Origin of the sequence: Sphingomonas sp. CCH15-F11 (assembly GCF_001557005.1) — a bacterium.
Classification (GTDB): domain Bacteria; phylum Pseudomonadota; class Alphaproteobacteria; order Sphingomonadales; family Sphingomonadaceae; genus Sphingomonas.
In genome coordinates this window covers 1-22977 of record NZ_LSKG01000013.1, presented here as the reverse complement: position 1 = coordinate 22977, position 22977 = coordinate 1, and the positions used below count along the sequence as shown (strand labels likewise).

Here is a 22977-nt window from a genome sequence, read left to right as displayed (position 1 = left end):
TCCCCCGGGTCAACGTGATGGCGCGAAACCGGCCGAACGCCAAGCGTCGACGAGCGCGTCGGCATTGGCGCGGGTCGTTGCCGCCGGCTGCCCGGGCCGATAGAGCGCGCCGCCGACCCCGATCCCCGCGAACGGTCCGCTGAGCCATTGTGCCAGCGTGTCCGGCCCGGTGCCGCCGACCGCCCAGAGGTGCACGTCGCGCGGCAGCACCTCGACCAGCGCGCGCGCATAGCCCGAGGCCAGGGCACTCGCCGGAAACAGCTTCAGGTGACGCGCGCCAGCTGCGATGGCGGCAAAAGCCTCGGTGGGCGTGACGAAACCCGGCATCGGCTCCAATCCGAGGCCCATGCCACGCGCGATCAGCTGCGGATCGGTGTTGGGCGTGACCATCAGCCGCGCGCCCGTCGCGGCGAGCTGATCGACCAGGTCTGCCGTCACCACCGTGCCGCCGCCGATCAGCGCGCGGTCGCCGAACTCGGCCTGGATTGCGGCGATGCTGGCCGCGGGGTCGGGCGAGTTGAACGGCACCTCGATCAGGCGGATGCCCGCTTCGACCAGGACGGCAGCGGTGGCGACCGCCTCTGCGGGCGTGATGCCGCGCAGGATCGCGACGATCGGCGGCGCGCCCGCCGCCAGGATGCTGTCGACGCTCATCATCGTGCCCGTTCCTCATCCAGCGCGCCCAGCCGCGCAAGTCCGGCAATCGCACAGGCATCGCCGTCCAGTACCGTCGTCGCGATCGCCATGCCGTCCAGGACGCTGCGATACCGCGCGACCAGCGCGGGCGCCCCGACCAGCACGACCGCACGCGCATCGCCGACGCCGCCCTGCACCTCCGTGCCGATCAGCAGCCCGGACAGGAATCCCGCGGCCCATCCGGCGCTGCGCCCATCGCGCAGCTGCGCGGCGCGCGTTTCGAACAACGACCCCGCCAAGTCGCCGCCGCCGATCCGCGCCAGGCCGGCGGCAAAGCCTTCCGCTTCGTCGGCAGGATCGTCGCCGACCCGCAACAGCGTCGACCGATCGCGCAGCAGCGCGAACAATTCGCCGGTCAGATAGGTGCGAAACGACACGATACGGCCGTCCGCCACCCGCGCCCATTTGCCATGCGTGCCGGGCAGCGCGATCAGATGGCGTCCGCGCGACAGCGCCGGATCGAGCGCCATCGCGCCGAAGATCTGCGTCTCCTCGCCGCGCATCACGTCGGCGGCGCCATCGTCGCGGCGGCAGGCGACACCGGGCGCGATGGTGATGCGAAAACCGTCAAGCACGATCCGCTGCGCCGCCGCCGCCCAGTCCGCGGTGCCGGCGGGCGCGTCGGCATAGCCGGTTTCCACCAATCCGTTGCGCGACCCGACCATGCCGCACAGGGTCACATCCCTCGCACGTTCCGCGCCGCGCCAGTGTGCCAACACGGTGGCGAGCACGTCCGCCGGCGGGGCGTCCGCCACCCCGATGCCGGGCCCTTCGACCCGGTCGACGATCGCCTCGCCGCGCAGGTGGAACAGCCGCAGCCGCGTCGTCCCCCAGTCACCGACCAGCCGTTCGCGTGTCGCCACGGTCATCGCGCCAGCCGAACGGGAGGGACGGGATGTCCGGGTGCAGGCGCGGCAAAGGTGAACAGCGACCCGGCCAGCGGCTCGCGCGCGAGCGTCGCGGGGTCGAGCTCGATCCGGGCGGTGGTGACGAAGCCGGTGCGCAGGTCCGGCCCGCCGAACGCGACCTTGGTCACGTTGGTGCATGGCAGGGGCAGTTCCAGGAGCAGCACGCCGTCGGGCGAATAACGCTGGATGCAGCCGCCGCCCCAGACGGCCAGCCACACGCAACCCTCGGCATCGGTGCTGACGCCATCGGGCGTGCCCTTCGCGGGATCGATCGTCACGAAGGTCGTGCCCGCGTCGATGCCGTCGTCGTTCAGCCGGTGGCGGCGGATGATGCGCCCCAGCGTATCGACGGTGTAGAGCCATTGCCCGTCGGGGCTGACCGCCGGACCGTTGGTGATCGCGATGGCCTCGCCGAAATCGCGGATGGAGCCGCCGTCGAAGCAATGGAAATGTCCGGTCGGGCGATGGGTGTCGCGGTCCATCGTGCCGAACCACAGGCGGCCCCCGGCATCGACGGTCGCGTCGTTGGTGCGGTTGTTGGCCGCCATCTTCAGCGTCGCGATGGCCTCGCCAAAGGCGCCGTCGGCAAAGCGCATCAGGCGGTGACCGTCGCCGACCAGCAGGTCGCCGTCCGCCAGCGCGGCGACGAAGCTGGGCGAGCCGCCCGTCTCGATGATCCTTTTGTCCCCGGTCGCCGGGTCGTAGCGATGCAGCCGCCCCCGTACGATGTCGACGAACCACAGCGCGCGGTCCGCCTCGATCCAGACCGGACCTTCGCCCAGTTCCGCATCGAGCCGCCACGCGAGCGCGGGTGCCGCGAGGTCGGTCATTCGATGAACGCCTCGACGCGCTCGGTGCGGGCGACCATGAACGCATCCGCCACCAGCCTTAGCGGTGCGGGGTCGGCGTCGCTCACGCCGTTCGCGACCAGCTCGGCAAAGCGTTCGTAGAGCCCGGGATATTCGGCCTCCGACCCGGAGCGCGGTGCCCCGCCATCGATGGCCAGCCGCGCGCCGCCCTGGTCGAGCACCATGCGGCCGCCATGGGCGGTGTACGCCGTGATCGACCAGCATTCGTCGCCCTGTTCGCGAAAGTCGAAATCGGCCGAGATGCGCGTCGCGCCGCTACGCAGATCGAGCGCGGCCGCGATCGGCGTCTGGCAGTTTTCGGGTCGGCTCAGCACCGCGCCCTCGACCCACACCGGATCGGGCAGGATCGCGGTCAGGATCGACAGCGCGTTGATGCCGGGATCGAACACGCCCAGCCCGCCCGGTTGCCACAGCCATTGCTGGCCGGGATGCCATTTGCGCACGTCCTCGCGCCATCGCACCGTTACGTCGGCAACGGGGTTCGCCGCGATCCAGTCGCGCGCCGCCGAGACCATCGCCGCATGGCGGCTGTGCCAGGTGGCGAACAGGACGGTGCCGGCTTGCTCGGCGCGCCGGCGCAGGTCCTCGAACTCGGCCAGCGTCGCGGCCGGCGGCTTTTCGAGCATGACGGCCATCCCCGCGTCGATCGCCGCGCGCGCGATCGGTCCGCGCACCTGGGGCGGGGTGCAGATCGCGACCGCGTCCACATCCGCCCCCGCCGCGATCATCGCATCGATGGTGTCGAAGACCGGGACATTGGACATACTTGCGCTGCGGCTGACGATTGCGGCAAGCTCGAAGCCGGGATTGGCGGCAACCGCCGGCAAATGCTGGTCGCGGGCGATTTTGCCCAGACCGATGATCGCCAACCTTATCATCTCACGTCCAATGTTGTTTCCGCGAACTTATTAGTAATATATATCACACGCAAGATGGTGACCTGACCCGCCTGGTCGGGAGAACGGGATATCAAATGAGCGGAGCCGACGACACCGGCCGGAAATTTCGATCGCGCGCGTGGTTCGACAATCCCGAGAATGTCGACATGACCGCGCTCTATATCGAACGCTACCTGAATTTCGGGCTGAGCCAGTCTGAACTGCAGGGCAACCGGCCGATCATCGGCATCGCACAGACCGGCAGCGACCTCAGCCCCTGCAACCGCCATCATCTGGTCCTTGCCGAACGCGTGCGCGAGGGGATTCGCGATGCCGGTGGCGTTGCGATCGAATTTCCCGTCCATCCCATCCAGGAAACGGGCAAGCGCCCGACGCCGGGGCTGGACCGCAACCTCGCCTATCTGTCGCTGGTCGAGGTGCTGCACGGCTATCCGATCGATGCGGTGGTGCTGACCATCGGTTGCGACAAGACGACACCGGCGTGCCTGATGGCGGCGGCGACGGTCAACATCCCGGCGATCGCGCTGTCGGTCGGGCCGATGCTCAACGGCTGGCACGAGGGCAAGCGGACGGGATCGGGGACGATCGTGTGGAAGGCCCGCGAGCTGATGGCGGCAGGCGAGATCGACGCAGCGGGGTTCATCAAACTGGTCGCCAGCTCCGCGCCCTCGACGGGCTATTGCAACACGATGGGCACCGCCACGACGATGAACAGCCTGGCAGAGGCACTGGGCATGCAACTGCCGGGTTCGGCGGCGATCCCGGCACCCTATCGCGACCGCCAGGAAATGGCGTATCGCACCGGCCTGCGCATCGTCGAACTCGTGCGCGAGGACGTGAAGCCATCGGACATCATGACGCGTGACGCGTTCCTCAACGCGATCGTCGTCAATTCGGCGATCGGCGGGTCGACCAATGCGCCGATCCACCTTGCCGCAATCGCCCGGCACATGGGGGTGGAGCTGTCGCTCGCCGACTGGGAGCAGGTCGGTCACGACGTGCCGTTGCTCGTCAACCTGCAGCCCGCCGGGGAATATCTGGGCGAGGACTATTATCGCGCCGGCGGCGTGCCGGCCGTGGTCGCCCAGCTGATGCGCCACGGGCTGATCCGCGAGGGCGCGCTGACCGTCAATGGCCGCAGCATCGGCGACAATTGCCGCGACGCGGCAATCGCGGACGAAGCCGTCATCCGCCCGATCGACCGGCCGCTGATGGCGCAGGCGGGCTTTGCGGTGCTGACCGGCAACCTGTTCGACACCGCGATCATGAAGACGAGCGTGATCTCCGACGCGTTTCGCGCGCGCTATCTGTCCGATCCCGCCGATCCCGACGCGTTCGAGGGGCGCGCGATCGTGTTCGACGGGCCGGAGGATTATCACGCGCGGATCGACGATCCCGCACTGGCCATCGATGACCGCTGCGTCCTCGTGATCCGCGGCGCGGGGCCGATCGGCTATCCCGGCGCCGCCGAGGTCGTGAACATGCGCCCGCCCGCCTACCTGATTCAGCAGGGCGTGACCGAACTGCCGTGCATCGGCGACGGCCGCCAGTCGGGCACCAGCGGCAGCCCGTCGATCCTCAATGCCTCGCCCGAAGCGGCGGCGGGCGGCAACCTTGCCATCCTGCGCACGGGCGATCGGCTGCGCGTCGACCTGCGCCGCCGCCGCGTCGACATCATGGTCGACGATGCCGAACTGGACCGGCGGCGCGCCGCGCTGGAGGCGGACGGGGGCTATCGCTACCCCGCATCGCAGACGCCGTGGCAGGCGATCCAGCGCGCCTGCGTCACCCAGCTGGGCGACGGTGCGATCCTGGGCGGCGCCGACGCGTTCCAGCGCGTCGCGCAACGGGGCTTGCCGCGCGACAGCCATTGATGCGGCCGGCGTGCAGCATTTCGATGCTGCGGCGTCTCAGCCCGCTTCCTGCGCCAGCCAGTCGCGCGTCCGGTCGCGTCGCCAGATCGGCGTGGCGGTCGCGCCCAGAACGAAGCGGTTGACCGCCAAGGCGACAAGGATCGAGCTGAACAGCGTGACCGGCATCAGGTGGATGTAATGGGTCGGGGTCCACGCGAAGGTGAAGATCGCGTAGAGCCCGATCCCGAACAGGAAGCCCGCGATCGCCGCGCGCCAGTCGACGCCGCGGAACAGCAGCCCGACGACGAATACCGACAGGACCGGCATGCTGGTCAGCCCGTTAAGCTGCTGGACCAGGTTGATGATGCTGTCCGCGCCGTCATAGACCGGTACCAGCGCGACCGCGAGGACGACGAAGGCGGCGCTGATCGCCGCGCCCAGCCGTACGACATTGGGATTGCGGTCGACATAGGGTTCATGCAGGTCGCAGACATAGAGCGCTGCGGACGAATTGATGATGCTGGCGAAATGCGCGAGCACCGCCGACGCGATCGCAGCGGCGAACACACCGGTCAGCCAGTTCGGCAGGACGGCTGCGACCACCCGGCCATAGGCGGCATCGCCGATCGGCCCGAACAGCTTGTACGACACGATGCCCGGGATCACGACCATCGGCGGGATGATCAGCACCCGCACGAGCGTGGCCGCGAGCAGCCCCTTCTGCGCCTCGCGCAGCGACGGCGATCCCATCGCCTTCTGGGTGATGGTCTGGTTGGTCGACCAGTAGAACATCTGGATGAAGATCATGCCGGTGAACAGCGTCGGCCACGGGATCGGGCTGTCGGGCCCGCCGATCAGCGACAGCCGCTCGGGGGGGATGCCGCTGAAATCGAAGCCGATCGCGGCGAGCGAGAGATAGACGACCAGCGTGCCCATGCCGAGCAGCAGCACGCCGCTATAGGTGTCGGTGATCGCCACCGCGCGCAAGCCGCCCAGAATGGCATAGGCCGCCCCCGCCACGCCCAGCAGCGCGGCGATCAGCAGGATCGGCGCGTCCAGCCCGAACAGCGTCTTCATCAACAGCGCGCCGGTATAGAGCATGATTGGCTGGTAGATCAGGCAATTGCCGACCAGGAACAGACCGCCGATCGCGGCACGGACATGCACGTTGCGATAGCGCTTCTCCAGCAGCTCGGTGACGGTCGTGCAGTCATAGCGGTAATAGATGGGCAGGAAGACGAAGGCGAGCATCAGCAGCCCCGCCACCGCGGAGAGTTCCCACCAGGCGAGCAGTGCCATCTGGTTGCCGTTCATGCCGACCAGCTGTTCGGTCGACAGGTTGGTGATGGTGATCGACCCGGCGACGAAGAACCAGCTCAGCCCCTTGTCCGCCAGGAAATAGTCGCGACTGGTGTTCGCGCGGCGTCCGCCCTCGCGCCGGACCTGCCACACCGTCGCTGCCGCTACCCCCAGGGTCAGCAGCACCGCGATCCAGACCTGGCTGTTACCCAGCTCCATCAACGTCTCTCCCGATGGTCGTTGCGCGCGTCGATCAATCCTGCGGCGCGCGGCGATGCAGTTCCAGCCCGACCGCCCAGCGGCGCTGGAACCCGCGCCAATAGCTGGCCGACGCGCCCGCGCCGCTTGCGACGCGCCCGCCGGTCGCTTCGTTGGGCGCGAGCAGCCATTCGCCCGCGTCCGACACCGGGGTCGGCACGTTCAGATAGCCCGCGCGGTCCGCTTCGCCCTTCAGCTTCCAGTCGAGAAACGCAGTGACGAAATGGGCGTTGACCGCCAGGATCCGGTCCTTGCGCCATGCTGGTTCGTCATAGCGGTCAAGAAAGCGGTGATCGCCACGCAGCGTCGCGGGGGCGGCGTTCATCGCGATATTGTGGCGCGCCTCGCGATAGACGAGCAGGTAGCGTTCGCTGTTGACCAGCGTGTCGAACATCCAGCGCACGCCGCCGGCGAAATCGGCGACATCGTCCTGATCGCCGTCGACGATCAGCGTGGGTGCCTGCACGCTGCCGAGCGATGCGGGCGTCCACATCCGCACGCCCGGCCCCCCGCCCCATGGCCCGAACAGGATCAGCGCCTTGATGCCGGGGATCGGCCGGGCATTGCCCTCGGTCAGCGGGGTCAGCAGTCCCCCCGGGATCCGGCTGGCCAGCGGCGATTTGGGGTCATAGCCCGCGCCCGCAGTCGACAGCGCACCGAACGCGCCCATCGAAAAGCCGCCGAGCGCCATTCGATCGGGATCGGCATGCGCCAATACCGGGTCGCGGCCGGCGGCGGCGCGTGCGATCAGCTCGGCGATCACGCCGCGCTGGTCGGCGCCACGCTGGACGATGGCCTCGAGCGCGGCGAGCTCGCGCGGGGTGCGGTCACCTTGCAGCGTCGCATCGCCATGCTCGATCGCGGCGACGATATACCCCTTGGACGCCAGATTTTCCGCGAGCTCGCTGAACATCACCGCGCGGTTGCCGAAGCCGTGCGACAGGACGACCAATGGAAATCGGCCTGGCGCGGGCGCGGCGTCCCTGACCGCAGCACCTGCAAAGCTGACCGTCGCGGGTACGGCGGGTCCGTCGCCCCCGACGATCGGGGTCGGCATTTCATAGTCGGTCGCGGCGGGCCTGGCCGTGGCCGGCGCAGGATACCACAGCACGACCGGCAGCTCGCGCGGCCCGCGCGCCATCGCCCCGGTGACGAAATTGCTCGCCCGCAGGTCGGGGCGGTCGGGCAGGGTGACGGTAATCTGGCGAGTGCCGGCCTGAAACGCGCCGCGCGGCGCCAGTTCCGGCGCGTCGGCCGCGATGGAAATCGGGGTGTCCGCGCGCGCCGCGACCGGGGCGGCAATCAACAGCGACAGGGCGAGCATACGCATCATTCGGGAATCCTCCAAGCCGCCAGGTCGCGCGGACCGATCTGCGGCCCGCCGATCAGGAATTCGGCGTCCGCCGGTGCCGGGCAGGCGACCGGGTCAGCGCCATAGTTGAAGGCGAAGGTCACCGTTCCGCGCCGGCGCAGGCGCAGCGTCGTCGCCAATCGCATCGTCGCGATCCCGGCATCGGCGCAGAGCGATGCGAAGAAATCGGTGAGAAACGCCGCGTCGGTCAGCGTCGCGAGATAATGTGCGCTGCCGGCGCGGACGAGCGCGGGGGCGCCGTCCTCATAGGTCGCAACCACCTCGGCGTTGCCAGGATCGATCGTCTCGCGCCACCGGTCGCTCGCATAGCTGCGCCCGGCGAAATGCAGTTCGCCCGGACAATCCGGCCGGATCGTTTCGGTCGCGAGCATGCGGACCGGGACCAGTTCGCGCAATTCCCCGGGCGGCAGTCCGGTCACGATCGTGACGTCGCGCGTCTTGGCCCCCGATCGCGGGCCGAACACCAGCGTCGCGCCGCTCGCGCGCATCCGGCCGACGACCTCCGCATCGGGCATCGCCAGGCAGGGTGCGGCGATCAGCCGGTAACCCGACAGGTCCGCGTGGGGCGCTACGAAATCGACGTCGAGGCCCAATGTGCGCAGCGCCTGATACCATTCGAGCAGCACGCCGGTGTAATCATAGCTGTCGCCTTGGCGCTCGACCTCGGCCAGCCACTGCGCGTCGATATCGACCATCAGCGCGACGGGCGCGCGCGCGGCCGCGGCCTGCGCGATCCCGGTCCGCGCCAGTTCGGCGGCGACCCGCTCGACCTCCGGCCAGGCCTCGGCCTCGCTGCTGTCGGGGCGCAGCAGCCCGGCATGCATCTGTTCCTGCGCGAACGGCACCTGGCGCCAGCGGAAATAGCTGACGACATCGGCACCATGCGCGAACGCTTCCCAGCTCCACAGCCGGACCATGCCGGGGGCCGGGCGCGGGTTGTGGCCCGCCCAGTTTACCGGTCCGGGCTGCTGCTCCATCACCCAGAACGACGTGCCGGTCAGGCAGCGCGTCTGGTCGAAATAGAAGGCGCCGAAATCGGGGTGCCCGGTGCGCATGAACGGGCGGAATTCTTCCGCCGCCGCGCGGCGCATGGTCAGGTCGGTGCGCCCGAGCGGATAATTGTCATAGCTTGCGAAATCGAGCGGGCGGGCGAGCGCGTGATTGTCGACCCCGGTTTCGTCCATCGGGATAAAATTGTGGGTGATGAACCGCCCGGGCGAATGTTCGCGCAGGATCGCGACCATTTCGTCGTGAAAGGCGACGACCTGGTCGGAGGCGAAGCGTTTGAACGCCATGCGATGCGCCGGGCTGGTCTCCGTCACCGCGCCAAACGGGACCTCGATCTCGTCGAAGCTGCGATATTCCATCGACCAGAAGACATTGCCCCATGCCGTGTTGAGCGCGTCGATCGTGCCGTAGCGCTCCGCGCACCACTGACGAAAGGCATCGCGCGCGACCGGCGACGCGCTGAGCGTCGTGTCGTGACAGCTGATCTCGTTGTCGGTCTGCCACCCGGCGACCGCGTCGTTGCGGCCATAGCGCGCGGCGAGTGCGCGCGTGATCCGCATCGCTTCGCGGCGATAGGTCGCGCTCGAAAAGTCATAATGCCGCCGCGACCCGAAACCGCGGGTCCGGCCGGTGTCGGGGTCGACGGGCAGGATATCGGGATGACGATCGATCAACCATTTGGGCGGGGTCGCTGTCGGCGTGCACAGCACGACGTGCAGGCCGGCGGCCGCCAGCGTATCGATCGCGCGATCGAACCAGTCGAAGCTGTAACGGCCCGGATCGGGCTCGAACCGTGACCAGGCGAACTCGCCGATGCGGACATAGGTGAGGCCGAGCCCCTTCATGCGGCGGGCGTCGTCGGCCCACCACGATTCGGGCCAATGTTCGGGATAGTAGCAGACACCCAGCACGCTGTGCTTCATCCTCCCGAAAAACCAGCCGCCCCGTCGACGATCGGCGCGGGGAGGATTAGACTTGGATACTGAACATATTTATCAGACAAACAATGCCGGTCAATCCGCCAGCAGCATTACCGCCGCCAGATCACCAGCTTCGGGACCATCATGTCGCACCTTTACCCTGACCGCTACCTCCGTCTCGACGGCGACGCCGTCACCTTGATCCTGGCGATCACCGATGGCGTGCCGCACGTCCTCTACTGGGGCGAGCGGCTGTCGGCGGAGACGGACGGCGCGATGCTCGCCCGACTCGCGCTGCGCGAGGAAGCACCGGCATCGCCCGCGCAGCAGATTCCGGTCGCGCTGACGCCGATGCCGGGCCAGGGGCATGTCGGCCGTCCCGGCGTTGCCATCCATCGCGACGGCCGCGACTGGGCAGTGATGGCGCGGGTCGTCGCGGTCGATGCCGATGCGCGGGCGATCCGGCTGACCAGCCGTGATCCGGCGTGCGGGATGGCGATCGAGCATGCGCTGGCGATCGACGGCGATGTCCTGACCGCCACGACCGCGCTGGTAAACGAAGGTGACGCAGCGATCGACCTCGCGCATCTGTCGGCACCGGTCCTGCCCATCCCCGCGCAGGCGACCCGGATCCTGGGTTTTGAGGGTCGCTGGTCCAACGAGTTCCAGCTTCATTCGCGCGCGCGCGGCGTCGGCAGCTGGCTGCGCGAGAATCGACGCGGGCGGACCAGCCATGACGCGTTTCCCGCACTGATCCTGACCGATCCCGGCACTGGCGAGGCCGACGGGCTGGCCTATGGCTTGCATCTGGGCTGGAGCGGCAATCACCGCAGCGTCGTGGAGACGACCGCGGATGCGCGCGGTCAGGTGATGATGGAGGCGCTGCTGTTTCCCGGCGAAATCCGGTTGGCACCCGGCGACCGCTATGCAACCCCGCCCCTGTTTGCCAGCGTGACGCGCCATGGCCTGTCGGCGTTGTCGCGCGCCTTTCACCGCTATCTCCGTGCGCGCCCCGAGCATCAGCGGCTGCGTGAACGGCCGCGGCCGGTGCACTATAATTGCTGGGAGGCGATCTATTTCGACCACCGGCTCGACACCCTGCTGGCGCTCGCGGATCGCGCGGCAGCGGTCGGGGCGGAACGTTTCGTGCTCGACGATGGCTGGTTCATGGGCCGGCGCAGCGATCGGGCGGGGCTGGGCGACTGGCGGGTCGATCCGGCGGTTTATCCCGACGGTCTTGCGCCGCTGATCGACCGGGTCGCGGCGCGCGGCATGGAATTCGGCCTGTGGGTCGAGCCCGAAATGGTCAATCCCGACAGCGACCTCTATCGCGCGCATCCCGACTGGGTGCTCGCCACGCCGCCCGCGCCCGTTGTCACCTATCGCAACCAGCTCGTCCTCGATTTCGGGCGAGCGGAGGTACGCGACCATTTGTTCGGCTGCATCGACGCGCTGCTGCGCGAATATCGCATCGGCTACCTCAAATGGGACATGAACAGCGACCTGCCTCAGCCCGGCGGCGGCGATGGCAGGCCGGCCGCCGACGCGCATGTGCGCGGCGTGTATGACGTGCTCGACCGGCTGCGCGCGGCGTGGCCGCATGTGGAGATCGAGAGCTGCGCCTCGGGTGGCGGGCGCGCGGACTACGGCATCCTGGCGCGCACCGACCGGATCTGGACGTCGGACAGCAACGACGCGATCGACCGGCTGGCGATCCAGCGCGGCTTCTCGCACTTCTTTCCCGCCGAACTGATGGGGGCGCATGTCGGGCCCGATCCATGCCACATCACCGGCCGCACCCTGTCGCTCGCGCTGCGCATCCAGACCGCGATGTTCGGGCATATGGGGATGGAGCTCGACCTGCGGACGCTCGACGACGCGGCGTTCGCCGAGCTTCAGGCGGGGATCGCGCTGCACAAGCGGCACCGTGCGCTCATCCATCACGGCGACCTCGTCCGGCTGGATGCGGGCCGCGGGGTCAATGCGTTCGGCATCGTCGCCGCCGATCGCGCGGAGGCGCTGTTCAGCGTCACCCGGATCACCGAGGCGACCGGCTATTATCCCGATCCGCTCCGCCTCGCCGGGCTCGACCCCACCCGGCGCTATCGCGTGCAGCTGGTCTGGCCGCAAGCGATCCCCGCGCGCTCGGCGCTGACAGCGGCGCTGATCGAGGGAATTGAGGTGACCGGCGAGGCGCTGATGCTGCACGGTCTCCAGCCGCCGCGCGCGCATCCCCAGACGGGTTTCGTCCTGCATCTCACCGCCGCCTGACAAAAAGGGCGCGGCGATGACGCCGCGCCCAGTTGACCTCCGGTCGGGGGAGGAAAAGCGCGGGCGGCGAGGGTGATCGCCCGCGCCGGAGGCTAGAAGTCGAGCCGGGCACCCAGCGCGTAGCGGGGACCGGTGTCGACCAGTGCGATGAATTCGCGTTCGAGCACGCCCTGGCGGCGGGTCTTGGCGCCGGTCAGGTTGACCCCTTCCGCGAACACGCGGACATTCTTCGTGACCTGATAGCTCGCCTGCGCGTCGAACTGTCCCAGCGGGCGGACGAACACCGGCCGGTTGCCCGGGGCGGCCGACAGCGCCTGAAGGAACTCGTCGCGCCGGTTGTACGCGATGCGCGACTGAACCGGACCCTTTTCGTAGAAGACGGTCACGTTCTGGCTGTCGCCGAGCCCGGTCAGCGCGACGTTCTGCGTCGGATCGCTGGCGTCGAATTCACCGCTGCTGCCGACAAAGGTCGCGTTGGCGGTGATGCCCAGCCCGTCGAGCGGCGACGGCAGATAGGTGAAGGTGTGCTGCAGGCCGATTTCGAGCCCGTAGACGTCGATCGCATCGAGGTTGCGGGGACGCTGGACGTTGAAATTGGCCACCCCGCCGGCAAATTCGGGCGCGTTGCTGGCATTCGCGATCGGGAACGGCTCGATCGCGCCGTTGGTCGCGATGAAGTCGTCGACGCGCTTGTAGAAGGCGGCGACGGTGAAATAGCCGCCACGCTCGTAATACCATTCGAACGACACGTCGAAATTGGTCGACTTGTACGGCCGCAGATCCGGGTTGCCGCCCGACGCCTGAAGGTTGCCGGGACGGGCATTGGTCACCGTCACGCGCGGTGCCAGCAGCGGCAGGTCGGGCCGGGTCACCGTCCGCGACGCCGCGAACCGCCCGACGATGTCGTCGGTGAAGTCGACCTTGAGGTTCAGGCTGGGGAGGAAGTCGTCATAGGAGTTCTTCCGCGAGATCGCGGTCGATCCGGGCTCGAACACCGTGGTGTAGGAGGTCGGATCGCTCGGGATGGTCAACAGGTCGAGCAGCGCCTGCTGCGACCCGTCCGACGTGACGTCGGTATGGACATAGCGGAAGCCCAGCGTGCCCGACCAGTTCAGCCCGGCCAGCGTGCCCTCGAAATCGGTCTGGACATAGCCGCCGATAATCCGTTCGCCGATGCGATAGCTGACCGGATAGCGGATCGGCGCATAACCGTTGTTGGCGGCCAGGAATGCGGCCAGCGAGCCGATCGGGCGCCCGACCGCTGCATCCTGTGCATTGGCGGCAGCGGTGGATTCGAGGAACGCGAAATATTCCTCCTGATCGAACGCGAGCCACTGGCGCGGGAAGTTGCCCGATGTGCCCGAAAAGAAATTGGGCGGGTTATAGGGCGTGAGCAACCCGGCCGGCACGTCGATCGCATAGCCGCAATAGGCGCAGCCGACGTCGTTCTGGCTGCGCAGCAGCTCGTTCGACTTGGTGCGATCGAGGAAATAGCCGCCGACCTTGAACGCCTTGAGGATGCCGCTCTCGGTACGGAACGTGGCGTCGAGCCGCTGTTCGTACACATCCTCGGCGATGTTGAACCCCTCGCGCGTGGCGAAGTGCGCGCGACCGACGACATTTTCGGTGAAGCTGCGCTGGCCCGCGACGCTCGGCACGCTGCCGGTGCGGTTGTCGAAGGTGATGATGTTGTTGAAGCCGACCACCGCAAAGACTTCGTTGCCGCCATTGTTGGATTCGGCGCGCGAATAGCTGCTGTCCGAGGTGACCGTGATCAGGTCGGTCGGATTCCATTCGGCATTGAAGCCGAACGCCAGCACTTCGGTCGGCCGGTTGAAGGTGCGGCCGATATAGTCGGTGTTGCCGCTCACGGTCATCGCCGTGATCTGGTTATCGCCGTTGACGGTCAGGTTGCGCGCCTGGCTCGGCGAAAAGAAGTGGCCGATGCTGGCCGCTTCGCTGTCGACGGTAAATTTGTTGTACAGGCCGTCGAAGGACAGCGTCAGCTTGTCGGTCGCGCGGAACTGGACGGTGCCGGTTACGCCGATGCGCTCGCGGTCCTGCTGGTCGGAAATCTGGTCGTAATTCTGCGGGAACAACACGCCGCCCGGGGCGCTCGGCACGTCGCGGGTCAGGAAATAGCCGTTGGTCGCCAGCGTGTTCACCAGCGCCTTGCGCCGCTGATACGACACGGACACCAGCGCGCCGAGCCGGTCGTCGGCGGTGGTCGTGCTGAACAGGCCGAATGCCGAGCCGGCGAACTTGTCGGCGAGGTCTTCGTAATTCGCCTTGCCCGACACGACGATCTTCTGGCCGCCCAGATCGAACGGGCGCAGCGTCTTGACGTTGATCGTCGCGCCGATGCCGCCGTCCTGCAGCTTGGCGTTGCTGCTTTTGTAGACATCCGCGCCGGAGATCAGCTCGGCGGCGAGCAGGTCGAAGCTGAATGCGCGATTGTCGTTCTCGGTCGCGAGCGTCCGGCCGTTCAGCAGCACGGTGTTGAACGACGGGCCGAAGCCGCGCACGGTGACGAACTGGCCCTCGCCCGCGTTGCGGTCGATCGAGACGCCGGTGATGCGCTGGAGCGATTCCGCAACGTTTGAATCGGGGAACTTGCCGAGGTCTTCCGACGCGATCGAATCGACGATGACGTCGGCATTTCGCTTGATGTCGATCGCGCGCTCAAGGCTGGCGCGGATGCCGGTGACGACGATGTCGTCGTCCGCCGGGGCCGCGGCGGGCGTGGCGTCCTGGGCATAAGCTGAAAATGGCGTGGCTGCCGCGACCGCGGCGCACGCGCCGGCGAGCAGACGCGTGCGAAAACGTGATTCATGAGTGCGCATCGGCCTCATACCTCCCTAAAGGATCGCAATCGATCCGGCTCCCGGACATCTTCCCGGTTATTCTCTTAATTATCTTATCAATGCGATGGTGTCAAACCGGCGGAGGCGGGTAACGCACGCTCGCGTCATGAGCGATTAATATGATGATTGAACTCGCGCCCGGCGATGGTTAGCCTTCATGGCCGAGAGGACAGCGCCGTCGACAAGGCTGATACATGCTGGCGATCACGCGCATCGCGCCGTACCGCCCCGATGCTGGCGGTGGCGGCCGGCATGCTCGTGTCGGGCAGTTGCGGTCAGCCCGCCGCCCCGGTGTCGTCCCCCGCCATCGCCACGCCAGGCCCGGGCGAAATCGGCGCCGGCGCTGGCGTCGGGCCCGCGGACCTTGTCAGCTATCGTCGACTGCCCGCCTATGCCGAGCCCGCCTGGGTCACGCGCGATTTCGTCCGCAGGGGCAAGCTGCCGCCGGTCGAACGCCGCCTGCCGCGCGAGCCTTTGGTCTATGGTCCGGCCGCCATGCCCGACGGGCCGGGGGCCTATGGCGATGCACTGCGTCAGGTGACCGGCGGCCGGCCCGAGGGCTGGAACTACAGCGCCGGGCAATCGCAGGGCTGGGGCGGGATCGACCTGGCGACGATGGAATGCCTTACCCGCACCGGCCCGTTGTTTCTGGTCGATCCGGCGCGGCTCGAACCGCTGCCGAATCTGGCGAAAAGCTGGCGCTGGTCGGCGGACGGGCGGCAATTGACCATGCAGCTGATCGATGGGGCGAAATGGTCGGACGGCCACCCGTTCAGCAGCGCGGACGTGATGTTCTACTGGAACGACAATGTCCTCGACCCCAATGTCAGCCCGCTCAACGGCGCCTCACCCGACAGCTTCGGGCCGGGAACGCGGCTGGAGGCGCTCGGCCCCTACACGATCCGCTGGACGTTCCGGCGGCCGTTCCCGCGCGATTATCTGTACCAGATGGCGTACGGCAAATTCTGCCCGGGGCCCGCGCATGTGCTGCGTCCCCACCATCCGCGCTACAATCCGCGCAGCAGCTACCAGGCGTACAAGCTCGCCTTTCCCGCCAGCCGGGTGAACTTTCCGGTGATGGGGGCGTGGGTCGTCACCGAATATCGCCCCGACGATATCCTGATCCTGCGCCGCAACCCCTATTACTGGAAGGTCGATGCGCGCGGCCGCCAGCTGCCCTATCTGGACGAAGTGCAATATCGCCTGCTGTCCTGGGGCGACCGCGAGGTGCAGGCGATCGCCGGCGGCAGCGACATGGCGAATATCGAAGGCCCGGCAAGCTTCGTTGAGGTGCTGCGCAGTGCTGCCCGGCCGCAGGCGAGCTTTCGTGCGATCTTCGGCCCGCGCACCATCGCCTATTCCGTGCATTTCAACCTGTCCGGCAATGGCTGGGGCGAACCCGACGCGCGCGGCCGGGCGGTCCGGCGCCTCAACCGCAACACCCGTTTCCGCCAGGCGGTCAGCATGGCGATCGATCGCGTGCGGCTGGGCGAGACTCAGACACGCGGGCCGTTCATCCATCCCTATCCCGGAGGCCTGCTTGAAAGTGCGCCCCTTTACGATGCGCGCGACACGATCGAATATCCGCACGATCCCGCGACCGCGCGCGCGCTGCTCGCCTCGATCGGGCTGGTCGACCGCGACGGCGACGGGTTCGTCAATTATCCCCGCGACACGCAGGACGGTGCCAACGTCACGATCGTGCTGACCGCCAGCCCCGACAGCGTGATCGAACGCTCTTTTGCCGAGGGGATTCAGATGTTTGCCCGCGACGCCGGTCTGCGCGTGGTGCTGCGCTTTGCCAGCGGGCCGCAGCGCGACGCGCTGCGCGCGAGCGGCCAGTTCGACTGGGTGCTCCAGCGCAACGAGACGACCGAGCTCAACACCGTGGTCCAGGGCGCGGACGCGCTTGCGCCCACCGGGCCCTACACCCATGCCTTTCACCGCGCCGGCCCCGACGGCCGGCTCGACCTGCTGCCGCACGAACGGCAGCTCGTAGCCCTTGTCCGCGCGTTCATCGCGAGTCCCGACGCGGCCGAACGGCGGCGGCTGATGCGGCTGTATCAACGCGTGTCGACCGCCAACGTCAACGCGCTCGGGCTGATCCAATATTCGGGCGGGGTGCTGATCGACAAGCGGTTCGCCAACGTGCCCGCGGGCACCCCCGTCATCATGTTCAACTGGGCGGAGGATGCGATCATGCGCGAACGGCTGTGGGTGCCGCGCGCGCGCCGCAGCAGGTATGAATTGCGTCCCGGCACGCTGCCGGGCTGCTTCGATTGCGGCGGGGCGCGGCGGTGACGGTGATCTGGTTCCTGATCCGCCGGCTGGCGGCGGCGATCCCGACGGTGGTGCTGCTCAGCCTCGTCACCTTCCTGATCATTCAGGCACCGCCCGGTGACTACGCCGATTCGCTGCGCACTCAGCTGATCAATCAGGGCGGCGCATCGGCCGCGGAGGCCGAGGCCCAAGCCGCGCGGTTTCGTGCCGAGAACGGCCTCAACGACCCGCTGCTGGTCCAATATGCGCGCTGGGCGGGCGGGATCGTGACCCGCGGCGATTTCGGCTTCTCCTACGCGGCCAACCGGCCGGTTGCCGACATCGTCGGCGAGCGCTTGTGGCCGACGCTGCTGCTCGCGCTGACCAGTCACCTGCTGGCGACCGCGATCGGCATCGCGCTCGGCGTGCTGGCGGCGACGCGCGCGGGGCGCTGGACCGACGCCGCGCTCAACCTGTTCGCCTTTGTCGGCATGACGACGCCGCGCTTCCTGTTGGCGTTGATCGCGCTCTACGTCCTCGTATTCCAGTTCGACCTGGCTCAGGTCGGCAGTTTCCAGTCGGCGGCCTATGTCGGCGCGCCGTGGTCGTGGGGCAAATTCGCCGACCTGGTCGCGCACGTATGGCCCGCGATCCTGATCGCGGCATGGGGCGGCATCGCCTATTCGATGCGGGTGATGCGCGGCAATTTGCTCGACGTGCTCAACGCGCAATATGTCGAGACCGCGCGTGCCAAGGGGCTGTCCCCCGCCCGGGTGATCTGGCGTCATGCCGTCCCCAATGCACTGCACCCGCTGGTCGCGCACCAGGGCGTGGCGCTGCCCTATATGGTGACGGGCGAGATCGAGGTGGCGATCGTGTTCGGGCTGGCGACGGTCGGACCCGCGATCGTCGGCGCGATGGCGGTCGGCGACGTGTTCGTCGCTGCGACCTTCATGCTGGTGCTGGCGGTGACGCTGATCATTGGCAATATCCTCGCCGATCTCGGGCTGGCGCTGCTCGATCCGCGCATCCGGCTGGAAGGGCGCAAATCGTGAGCGGCGCGCCCGCTGCCGGCGGTGACAGCTATGCCCGGCTGGTCTGGCGGCGCTTTCGCCGGTCGCGGCTGGGGATGGCGGGGCTGATCGCGCTCGCGCTGATCGGCGTGGTGCTGCTGATCGGGCCGTTCCTTGCGCCGCATGACCCGGACCAGCGTTTCGCCTCCTATCAACCGCCGAGCCGGATCGGAATCGATTCGTCGGGGCTCTACGCGGTCAATGCGCGGCCGACCGGTGCGATCGATCCGGTCACGTTCCAGCCGGTGCTGAGCCGCGACGGCGCGCCGCGCGAGCGCCTGGGCCTGTTTGTTCGGGTCCCACGCTACCGGCTGATCGGGCCGGTCATGGCGAACCGGCGACTGGTCGCCCCGATCGCCCCGGGCGGGCGCCTTCACCTGATGGGGGCGGACCGCTTCGGGCGCGACATCTTCTCGCGCGGACTGGTCGCCGCGCGTGTCTCGATGCTCATCGCGCTGGCGGTCGGCGGGCTGACCACGCTCGCCGGGCTGATCGTCGGCGCGACCTCCGGCTATATCGGCGGCGCGGTCGATCGCTGGATCCAGCGCGGCGTCGACTTCCTGCTCGCCTTCCCCCAGCTGCCGCTCTACCTCACGCTCGGGGCACTCATCCCGGTGACCGTATCGTCCGGGCTGTTCGTCGCCATCCTCATCCTGACCTTGTCGGTGCTCGGCTGGGCGGGGTTGAGCCGCGAGATCCGTGGCAAGACGCTCACCCTGGCGCGGATGGACTATGTCCGCGCCGCGGTCGCGCTCGGGGCCGGCGACCGGCGGATCATCCTGCGCCACATCGCGCCCAATCTGATGTCGCATCTGCTGGTCAGCTTCACGCTCACCCTGCCTGCGGTCGTCCTGCTGGAGAGCTTCCTGGGCTTTCTGGGCCTGGCGGTGAAGCCGCCGATGATCTCCTGGGGACTGATGCTCCAGGATGTCAGCGGCTATGCCGCGATCGGCTCATACCCCTTCATCCTGTTTCCGGTGGTGTTCGTCTTCGTCGCCGTCTTTGCCTTCAACGCTGTCGGGGATGCGCTGCGCGATGCCGTCGATCCCTATTGATCCCCCGCCGCTGCTGAGCGCGCGCGACATCGGCGTGACCTTTCGGGTCGAAGGGGGCGAGGTGGCGGCGGTGCGCGGTGTCGACCTCGACATCCGCCGCGGCGAGATGCTGGCGCTGGTCGGCGAATCGGGGTCGGGCAAGTCGGTGACCGCCCGCGTGCTGATGGGCCTGCTGGGCCGCAATGCGCGCATCTCGCCCGACACGCGCATCATGCTGGAGGGCCAGCCGCTCGACATCGCCGACGATCGCCGGATGCGCCGTGAGCGCGGGCGATCGATCGCGATGGTGTTTCAGGAACCGATGAGCTCGCTCAACCCGGTCTATCGGGTCGGCGACCAGATCGTCGAAGCGATCCGTGCGCATCAGCCGCTGCGCAAAGCCGCCGCCCTGGCGCGCGCCGCCGAGCTGCTGGCGCAGGTGCAGCTGCCCGATCCGTCCGCGATGCTGCGCCGCTATCCCCACGAACTGTCGGGCGGCCAGCGCCAGCGCGTGATGATCGCGATGGCGCTGGCCAATCATCCGCGCCTGCTGATCGCCGATGAGCCGACCACTGCGCTGGACGTCCGCGTCCAGGCCGAGATTCTCGAGCTGATCCGCGCGCTTCAGGTCGAACACGACATTGCGGTACTCCTCATCACTCACGACCTGACCGTGGTGCGCAACTATGCCGACCGCGTGGCGGTGATGCAGCGCGGCGCGCTGGTCGAGCAGGGACACACCGCCACGCTGTTCGCCAACCCGCAGCACCCCTATACGCGCCAGCTGCTCGCAGCCGAGCCGACCGGCTCTGCCGACCCCGTCGCCCCCGGGGCGCCGTTGATCGAGGCGGCGGCGGTGCGCATCGCCTTTCCCGGCCGGGGCAAGTCCGAACCCACGATCGCGGTCCATGGCGCCGACCTTCGGGTCGCGCGTGGCGAGGCGGTCGGTATCGTCGGGGAATCGGGGTCCGGCAAGACGACGCTGGCATTGGCGCTGACCCGCCTGATCGAGGCCAGCGGCGGCGAAATCCGTTTTGCGGGCGAAGCGATCCACCGGCACGACCGCCGGCGGATGCGGCCGCTGCGCACCCGGATGCAGATCGTGCTGCAGGACCCGTTCGCCTCGCTCAACCCGCGCATGTCGGTGCGCGCGCTGGTCGAGGAGGGGCTGATCGTCAACCGGATCGGCAACAGTGCCGCCGATCGGCTCGATCGGGTCAGGGCCGCGCTGGTCGCCGCCGGGTTGCCGACCGATATCCTCAACCGCTTCCCCCACGAATTTTCGGGCGGCCAGCGCCAGCGGCTGTCGATCGCGCGCGCGATCGCGGTCGAGCCCGAACTGCTCGTGCTCGACGAGCCGACATCGGCGCTCGACCTGTCGGTCCAGGCCCAGATTCTGGACACGCTGCGGACGCTCCAGCGCGAACGCGGGCTGAGCTACCTCTTCATCTCGCACGACCTTCGGGTGGTACGCGCGCTGTGCCAGCGGGTGATCGTGATGCGCGACGGCCGGATCGTCGAGGAGGGGACGACACGCGACGTGCTGGAGCGACCCTCGACCGATTATACCGCCCGGCTCGTACAGGCCGCATTCCACATCCGCTGAGTCATGCGACGATATCGAAGGTCTTTGCGTCAACGCCCGATTTTCGCCGGGACCGCGCCGGTTTAGACTGGCGACAATCGATAAGGATGCTCCGATGATACCGACCGCGCACGATGCCCAGGATTTCGCGTTCGACCTGCAGGGCTATCTCGTGCTGCGCAACGCGATCGCGCCGGATCTGCTGGGCGAGCTGAACCGCGCGTTCGACGCGTTTCCGCAGCTGGCCAGCGGCGACTGGTGGGGCAATGTCCAGCGGCTCGACAATTCGGGCCATGCCGGGGTCGAGCTGCACAATATCGTCGAAGCCGGGTCGCCGTTCGAGGCGCTGATCGATCACCCCGCCTGGATCGACCGGGTCGCGCGCTATTGCGGGGAACAGGGCAGCTATGTCGAAGGGCTGTTCATCGACGAATGTTTCGCATCGGTCCGGCGGACCGGCGGCTACTTTCCGCTGCATTCGGGCGGACAGGACGGCGTGGTGCGCAACCAGTTCCGCTTCGTGAACGGGCAGTTCCGTTGTGCACAGGTCAATATCCTGCTGGCATTGACCGACATCGGGCCGGGCGACGGCGCGACCCGCGTGCTGCCGGGCAGCCACAAGAGCAATATCGCCCACCCCGTCTTCGCCCGCACGTTCGATTCGCGTCGCGAGGACGAGGACGAGACGGTTGAGGGCGCGATCGAGGTCCATCTGAATGCTGGCGACGCGCTGCTGTTCGTCGATGCGATCGCGCATGGCGCGGCGCGGCGCACCAATGCTGGCGATCGCCGTGTGGTCATTTATCGCTACGGCCCGGCCTGGGGCGCGACGCGGCACGGCTTCCGATACAGCGACGACCTGCTCGCGCGATTGACGCCGGCGCGGCGCCGTATCCTTCAGCCGATCCCGCCGCGCATTCCGGGCGTGACCCCTGGCTATGGCGAGACGCGCGCGGTCGCCGCCGAATGAGTGCCTGCGTGTGACGGCAGAGCCGACGGATCCGCCCGCCGCGCCGATCCTGGCGGGGGATCAGCGCCAGCGCCCCGGTGTCGTCTCGCGCGCGGTGCGGCCGACGGGCACCCGCGACTGGTTGCTCGTGGCGACGCTGGCGGGCGCTGGCTTCGTCCGCGCAGACGGGGTGCGCCATACCCTGGAACCGGGGGATCTTCTGCTTTTCCGTCCGGGGTCCCCGCAGGATTACGGCCATCGCGACGATTCCGGAACGTGGCGCAACGTGTGGGTTCATTTCCAGCCGCGCGAGGATTGGTTGCGCTGGCTGGCCTGGCCGGCGCTTGCCCCCGGAATCATGCGGCTGCGGCGGCCTGATCTGCTCGCGCGGCTGCGGCCGCAGCTGTCGGGGCTGGCGCGCGCGCTCGACGGCACGGCGCTTGGCCGGCTCGACGCGATGAACCGGCTCGAACGCGTCCTGATCGACGCCGCCGATCGCACGGCCGAGGCGACGGTCGATCCGCGGCTGCGCCGCGTCATCGACCATGTCCAGGCCAGCCCGGCCGCGCGGCTCGACGGCCCGGCACTGGCCGCGCTGGCGGGGCTGTCGCGGTCGCGGCTGAGCGCGATGTTCCAGGCGCAGCTTGGCACGACCCCGCAGGCCTTTGTCGAGCGCGCCCGCCTGATGCACGCGGCCGGACTGCTGCAATCCACCCGCGCGCCGCTTGCGGTCGTCGCGGCACGATCCGGTTTCGCGAGTCCCTATTATTTCTCCACCCGCTTCCGGCGCGCGTTCGGGACGTCGCCTCGGCAATATCGTCACGCCGCACATCGGCTCGACCCCGCCGAGCCACCAGGCC

16 protein-coding genes are annotated in these 22977 nt (G+C 68.3%); 8 read left to right on the top strand and 8 right to left on the bottom strand.

From position 1 onward, the window contains the following. Nucleotides 1-9: 9 nt before the first annotated feature. Genes AX709_RS01460 through AX709_RS01445 form a run of 4 tightly spaced genes read right to left on the bottom strand, consistent with a single transcriptional unit; the run spans nucleotide 10 to nucleotide 3351 of the window. Nucleotides 10-654 carry a 2-dehydro-3-deoxy-6-phosphogalactonate aldolase gene (locus AX709_RS01460; protein WP_066546035.1) on the bottom strand — a complete coding sequence of 215 codons (645 nt, stop codon included), beginning with the start codon at nucleotides 652-654 and terminating at the stop codon, nucleotides 10-12. Beyond that, a complete protein-coding gene (locus tag AX709_RS01455; protein ID WP_066545990.1) occupies nucleotides 654-1565 on the bottom strand; it encodes a 2-dehydro-3-deoxygalactonokinase in 912 nt (303 codons plus the stop codon). Before AX709_RS01455 ends, AX709_RS01460 begins: the two co-directional genes overlap by 1 nt. Further along, nucleotides 1562-2434, bottom strand: a complete 873-nt coding sequence (locus AX709_RS01450) for an SMP-30/gluconolactonase/LRE family protein (protein WP_066545987.1) — start codon at nucleotides 2432-2434, stop codon at nucleotides 1562-1564. Before AX709_RS01450 ends, AX709_RS01455 begins: the two co-directional genes overlap by 4 nt. Next, nucleotides 2431-3351 (bottom strand): Gfo/Idh/MocA family protein, encoded by a 921-nt coding sequence (locus tag AX709_RS01445; RefSeq protein WP_066545984.1) that lies wholly within the window; start codon nucleotides 3349-3351, stop codon nucleotides 2431-2433. The genes AX709_RS01450 and AX709_RS01445 overlap by 4 nt, the downstream gene beginning before the upstream one ends. Nucleotides 3352-3446: 95 nt before the next feature. Here AX709_RS01445 and AX709_RS01440 point away from each other — a divergent pair, with 95 nt between their 5' ends. Next, nucleotides 3447-5246: an IlvD/Edd family dehydratase gene (locus AX709_RS01440; RefSeq protein ID WP_066545981.1), complete on the top strand. Its 1800-nt coding sequence runs from the start codon at nucleotides 3447-3449 to the stop codon at nucleotides 5244-5246. A 36-nt stretch (nucleotides 5247-5282) separates the two neighbouring features. Here the strand turns inward: AX709_RS01440 and AX709_RS01435 are convergent, their stop codons facing one another. Genes AX709_RS01435 through AX709_RS01425 form a run of 3 tightly spaced genes read right to left on the bottom strand, consistent with a single transcriptional unit; the run spans nucleotide 5283 to nucleotide 10085 of the window. Then, the gene (locus AX709_RS01435; protein ID WP_066482925.1) at nucleotides 5283-6743 is read right to left on the bottom strand and encodes a sodium:solute symporter family transporter; all 1461 of its coding nucleotides are present in this window, start codon (nucleotides 6741-6743) and stop codon (nucleotides 5283-5285) included. A 34-nt stretch (nucleotides 6744-6777) separates the two neighbouring features. After that, on the bottom strand, nucleotides 6778-8115 hold the full coding sequence (locus AX709_RS01430) for an alpha/beta hydrolase family protein (RefSeq protein WP_066545976.1): 1338 nt from the start codon (nucleotides 8113-8115) through the stop codon (nucleotides 6778-6780). Then, on the bottom strand, nucleotides 8112-10085 hold the full coding sequence (locus tag AX709_RS01425) for a beta-galactosidase (protein ID WP_066545974.1): 1974 nt from the start codon (nucleotides 10083-10085) through the stop codon (nucleotides 8112-8114). Before AX709_RS01425 ends, AX709_RS01430 begins: the two co-directional genes overlap by 4 nt. Nucleotides 10086-10226: 141 nt before the next feature. Here AX709_RS01425 and AX709_RS01420 point away from each other — a divergent pair, with 141 nt between their 5' ends. Then, complete coding sequence (locus AX709_RS01420; protein ID WP_066545972.1) at nucleotides 10227-12353, top strand: alpha-galactosidase; 2127 nt, start codon at nucleotides 10227-10229, stop codon at nucleotides 12351-12353. Nucleotides 12354-12445: 92 nt separating this feature from the next. Here AX709_RS01420 and AX709_RS01415 read toward each other — a convergent pair whose 3' ends face one another. Continuing rightward, on the bottom strand, nucleotides 12446-15196 hold the full coding sequence (locus AX709_RS01415; RefSeq protein WP_066545969.1) for a TonB-dependent receptor: 2751 nt from the start codon (nucleotides 15194-15196) through the stop codon (nucleotides 12446-12448). A 252-nt stretch (nucleotides 15197-15448) separates the two neighbouring features. Here AX709_RS01415 and AX709_RS01410 point away from each other — a divergent pair, with 252 nt between their 5' ends. The 6 genes from AX709_RS01410 to AX709_RS01385 form a co-directional block, all read left to right on the top strand. Next, nucleotides 15449-17518 (top strand): ABC transporter substrate-binding protein, encoded by a 2070-nt coding sequence (locus AX709_RS01410; protein ID WP_066545965.1) that lies wholly within the window; start codon nucleotides 15449-15451, stop codon nucleotides 17516-17518. Further along, nucleotides 17497-18531, top strand: a complete 1035-nt coding sequence (locus AX709_RS18805; RefSeq protein WP_197432004.1) for an ABC transporter permease — start codon at nucleotides 17497-17499, stop codon at nucleotides 18529-18531. The genes AX709_RS01410 and AX709_RS18805 overlap by 22 nt, the downstream gene beginning before the upstream one ends. Then, nucleotides 18528-19604: an ABC transporter permease gene (locus AX709_RS01400; RefSeq protein ID WP_197417161.1), complete on the top strand. Its 1077-nt coding sequence runs from the start codon at nucleotides 18528-18530 to the stop codon at nucleotides 19602-19604. Before AX709_RS18805 ends, AX709_RS01400 begins: the two co-directional genes overlap by 4 nt. Then, nucleotides 19585-21189, top strand: a complete 1605-nt coding sequence (locus AX709_RS01395) for an ABC transporter ATP-binding protein (protein WP_197419045.1) — start codon at nucleotides 19585-19587, stop codon at nucleotides 21187-21189. The genes AX709_RS01400 and AX709_RS01395 overlap by 20 nt, the downstream gene beginning before the upstream one ends. A gap of 94 nt (nucleotides 21190-21283) precedes the next feature. Continuing rightward, nucleotides 21284-22138, top strand: coding sequence for a phytanoyl-CoA dioxygenase family protein (locus AX709_RS01390; protein ID WP_066545960.1), 855 nt, complete (start codon nucleotides 21284-21286; stop codon nucleotides 22136-22138). 10 nt (nucleotides 22139-22148) lie between these two features. Next, a partial coding sequence (locus AX709_RS01385) for a helix-turn-helix domain-containing protein (protein WP_197432003.1) occupies nucleotides 22149-22977 on the top strand: 829 nt, incomplete at its 3' end.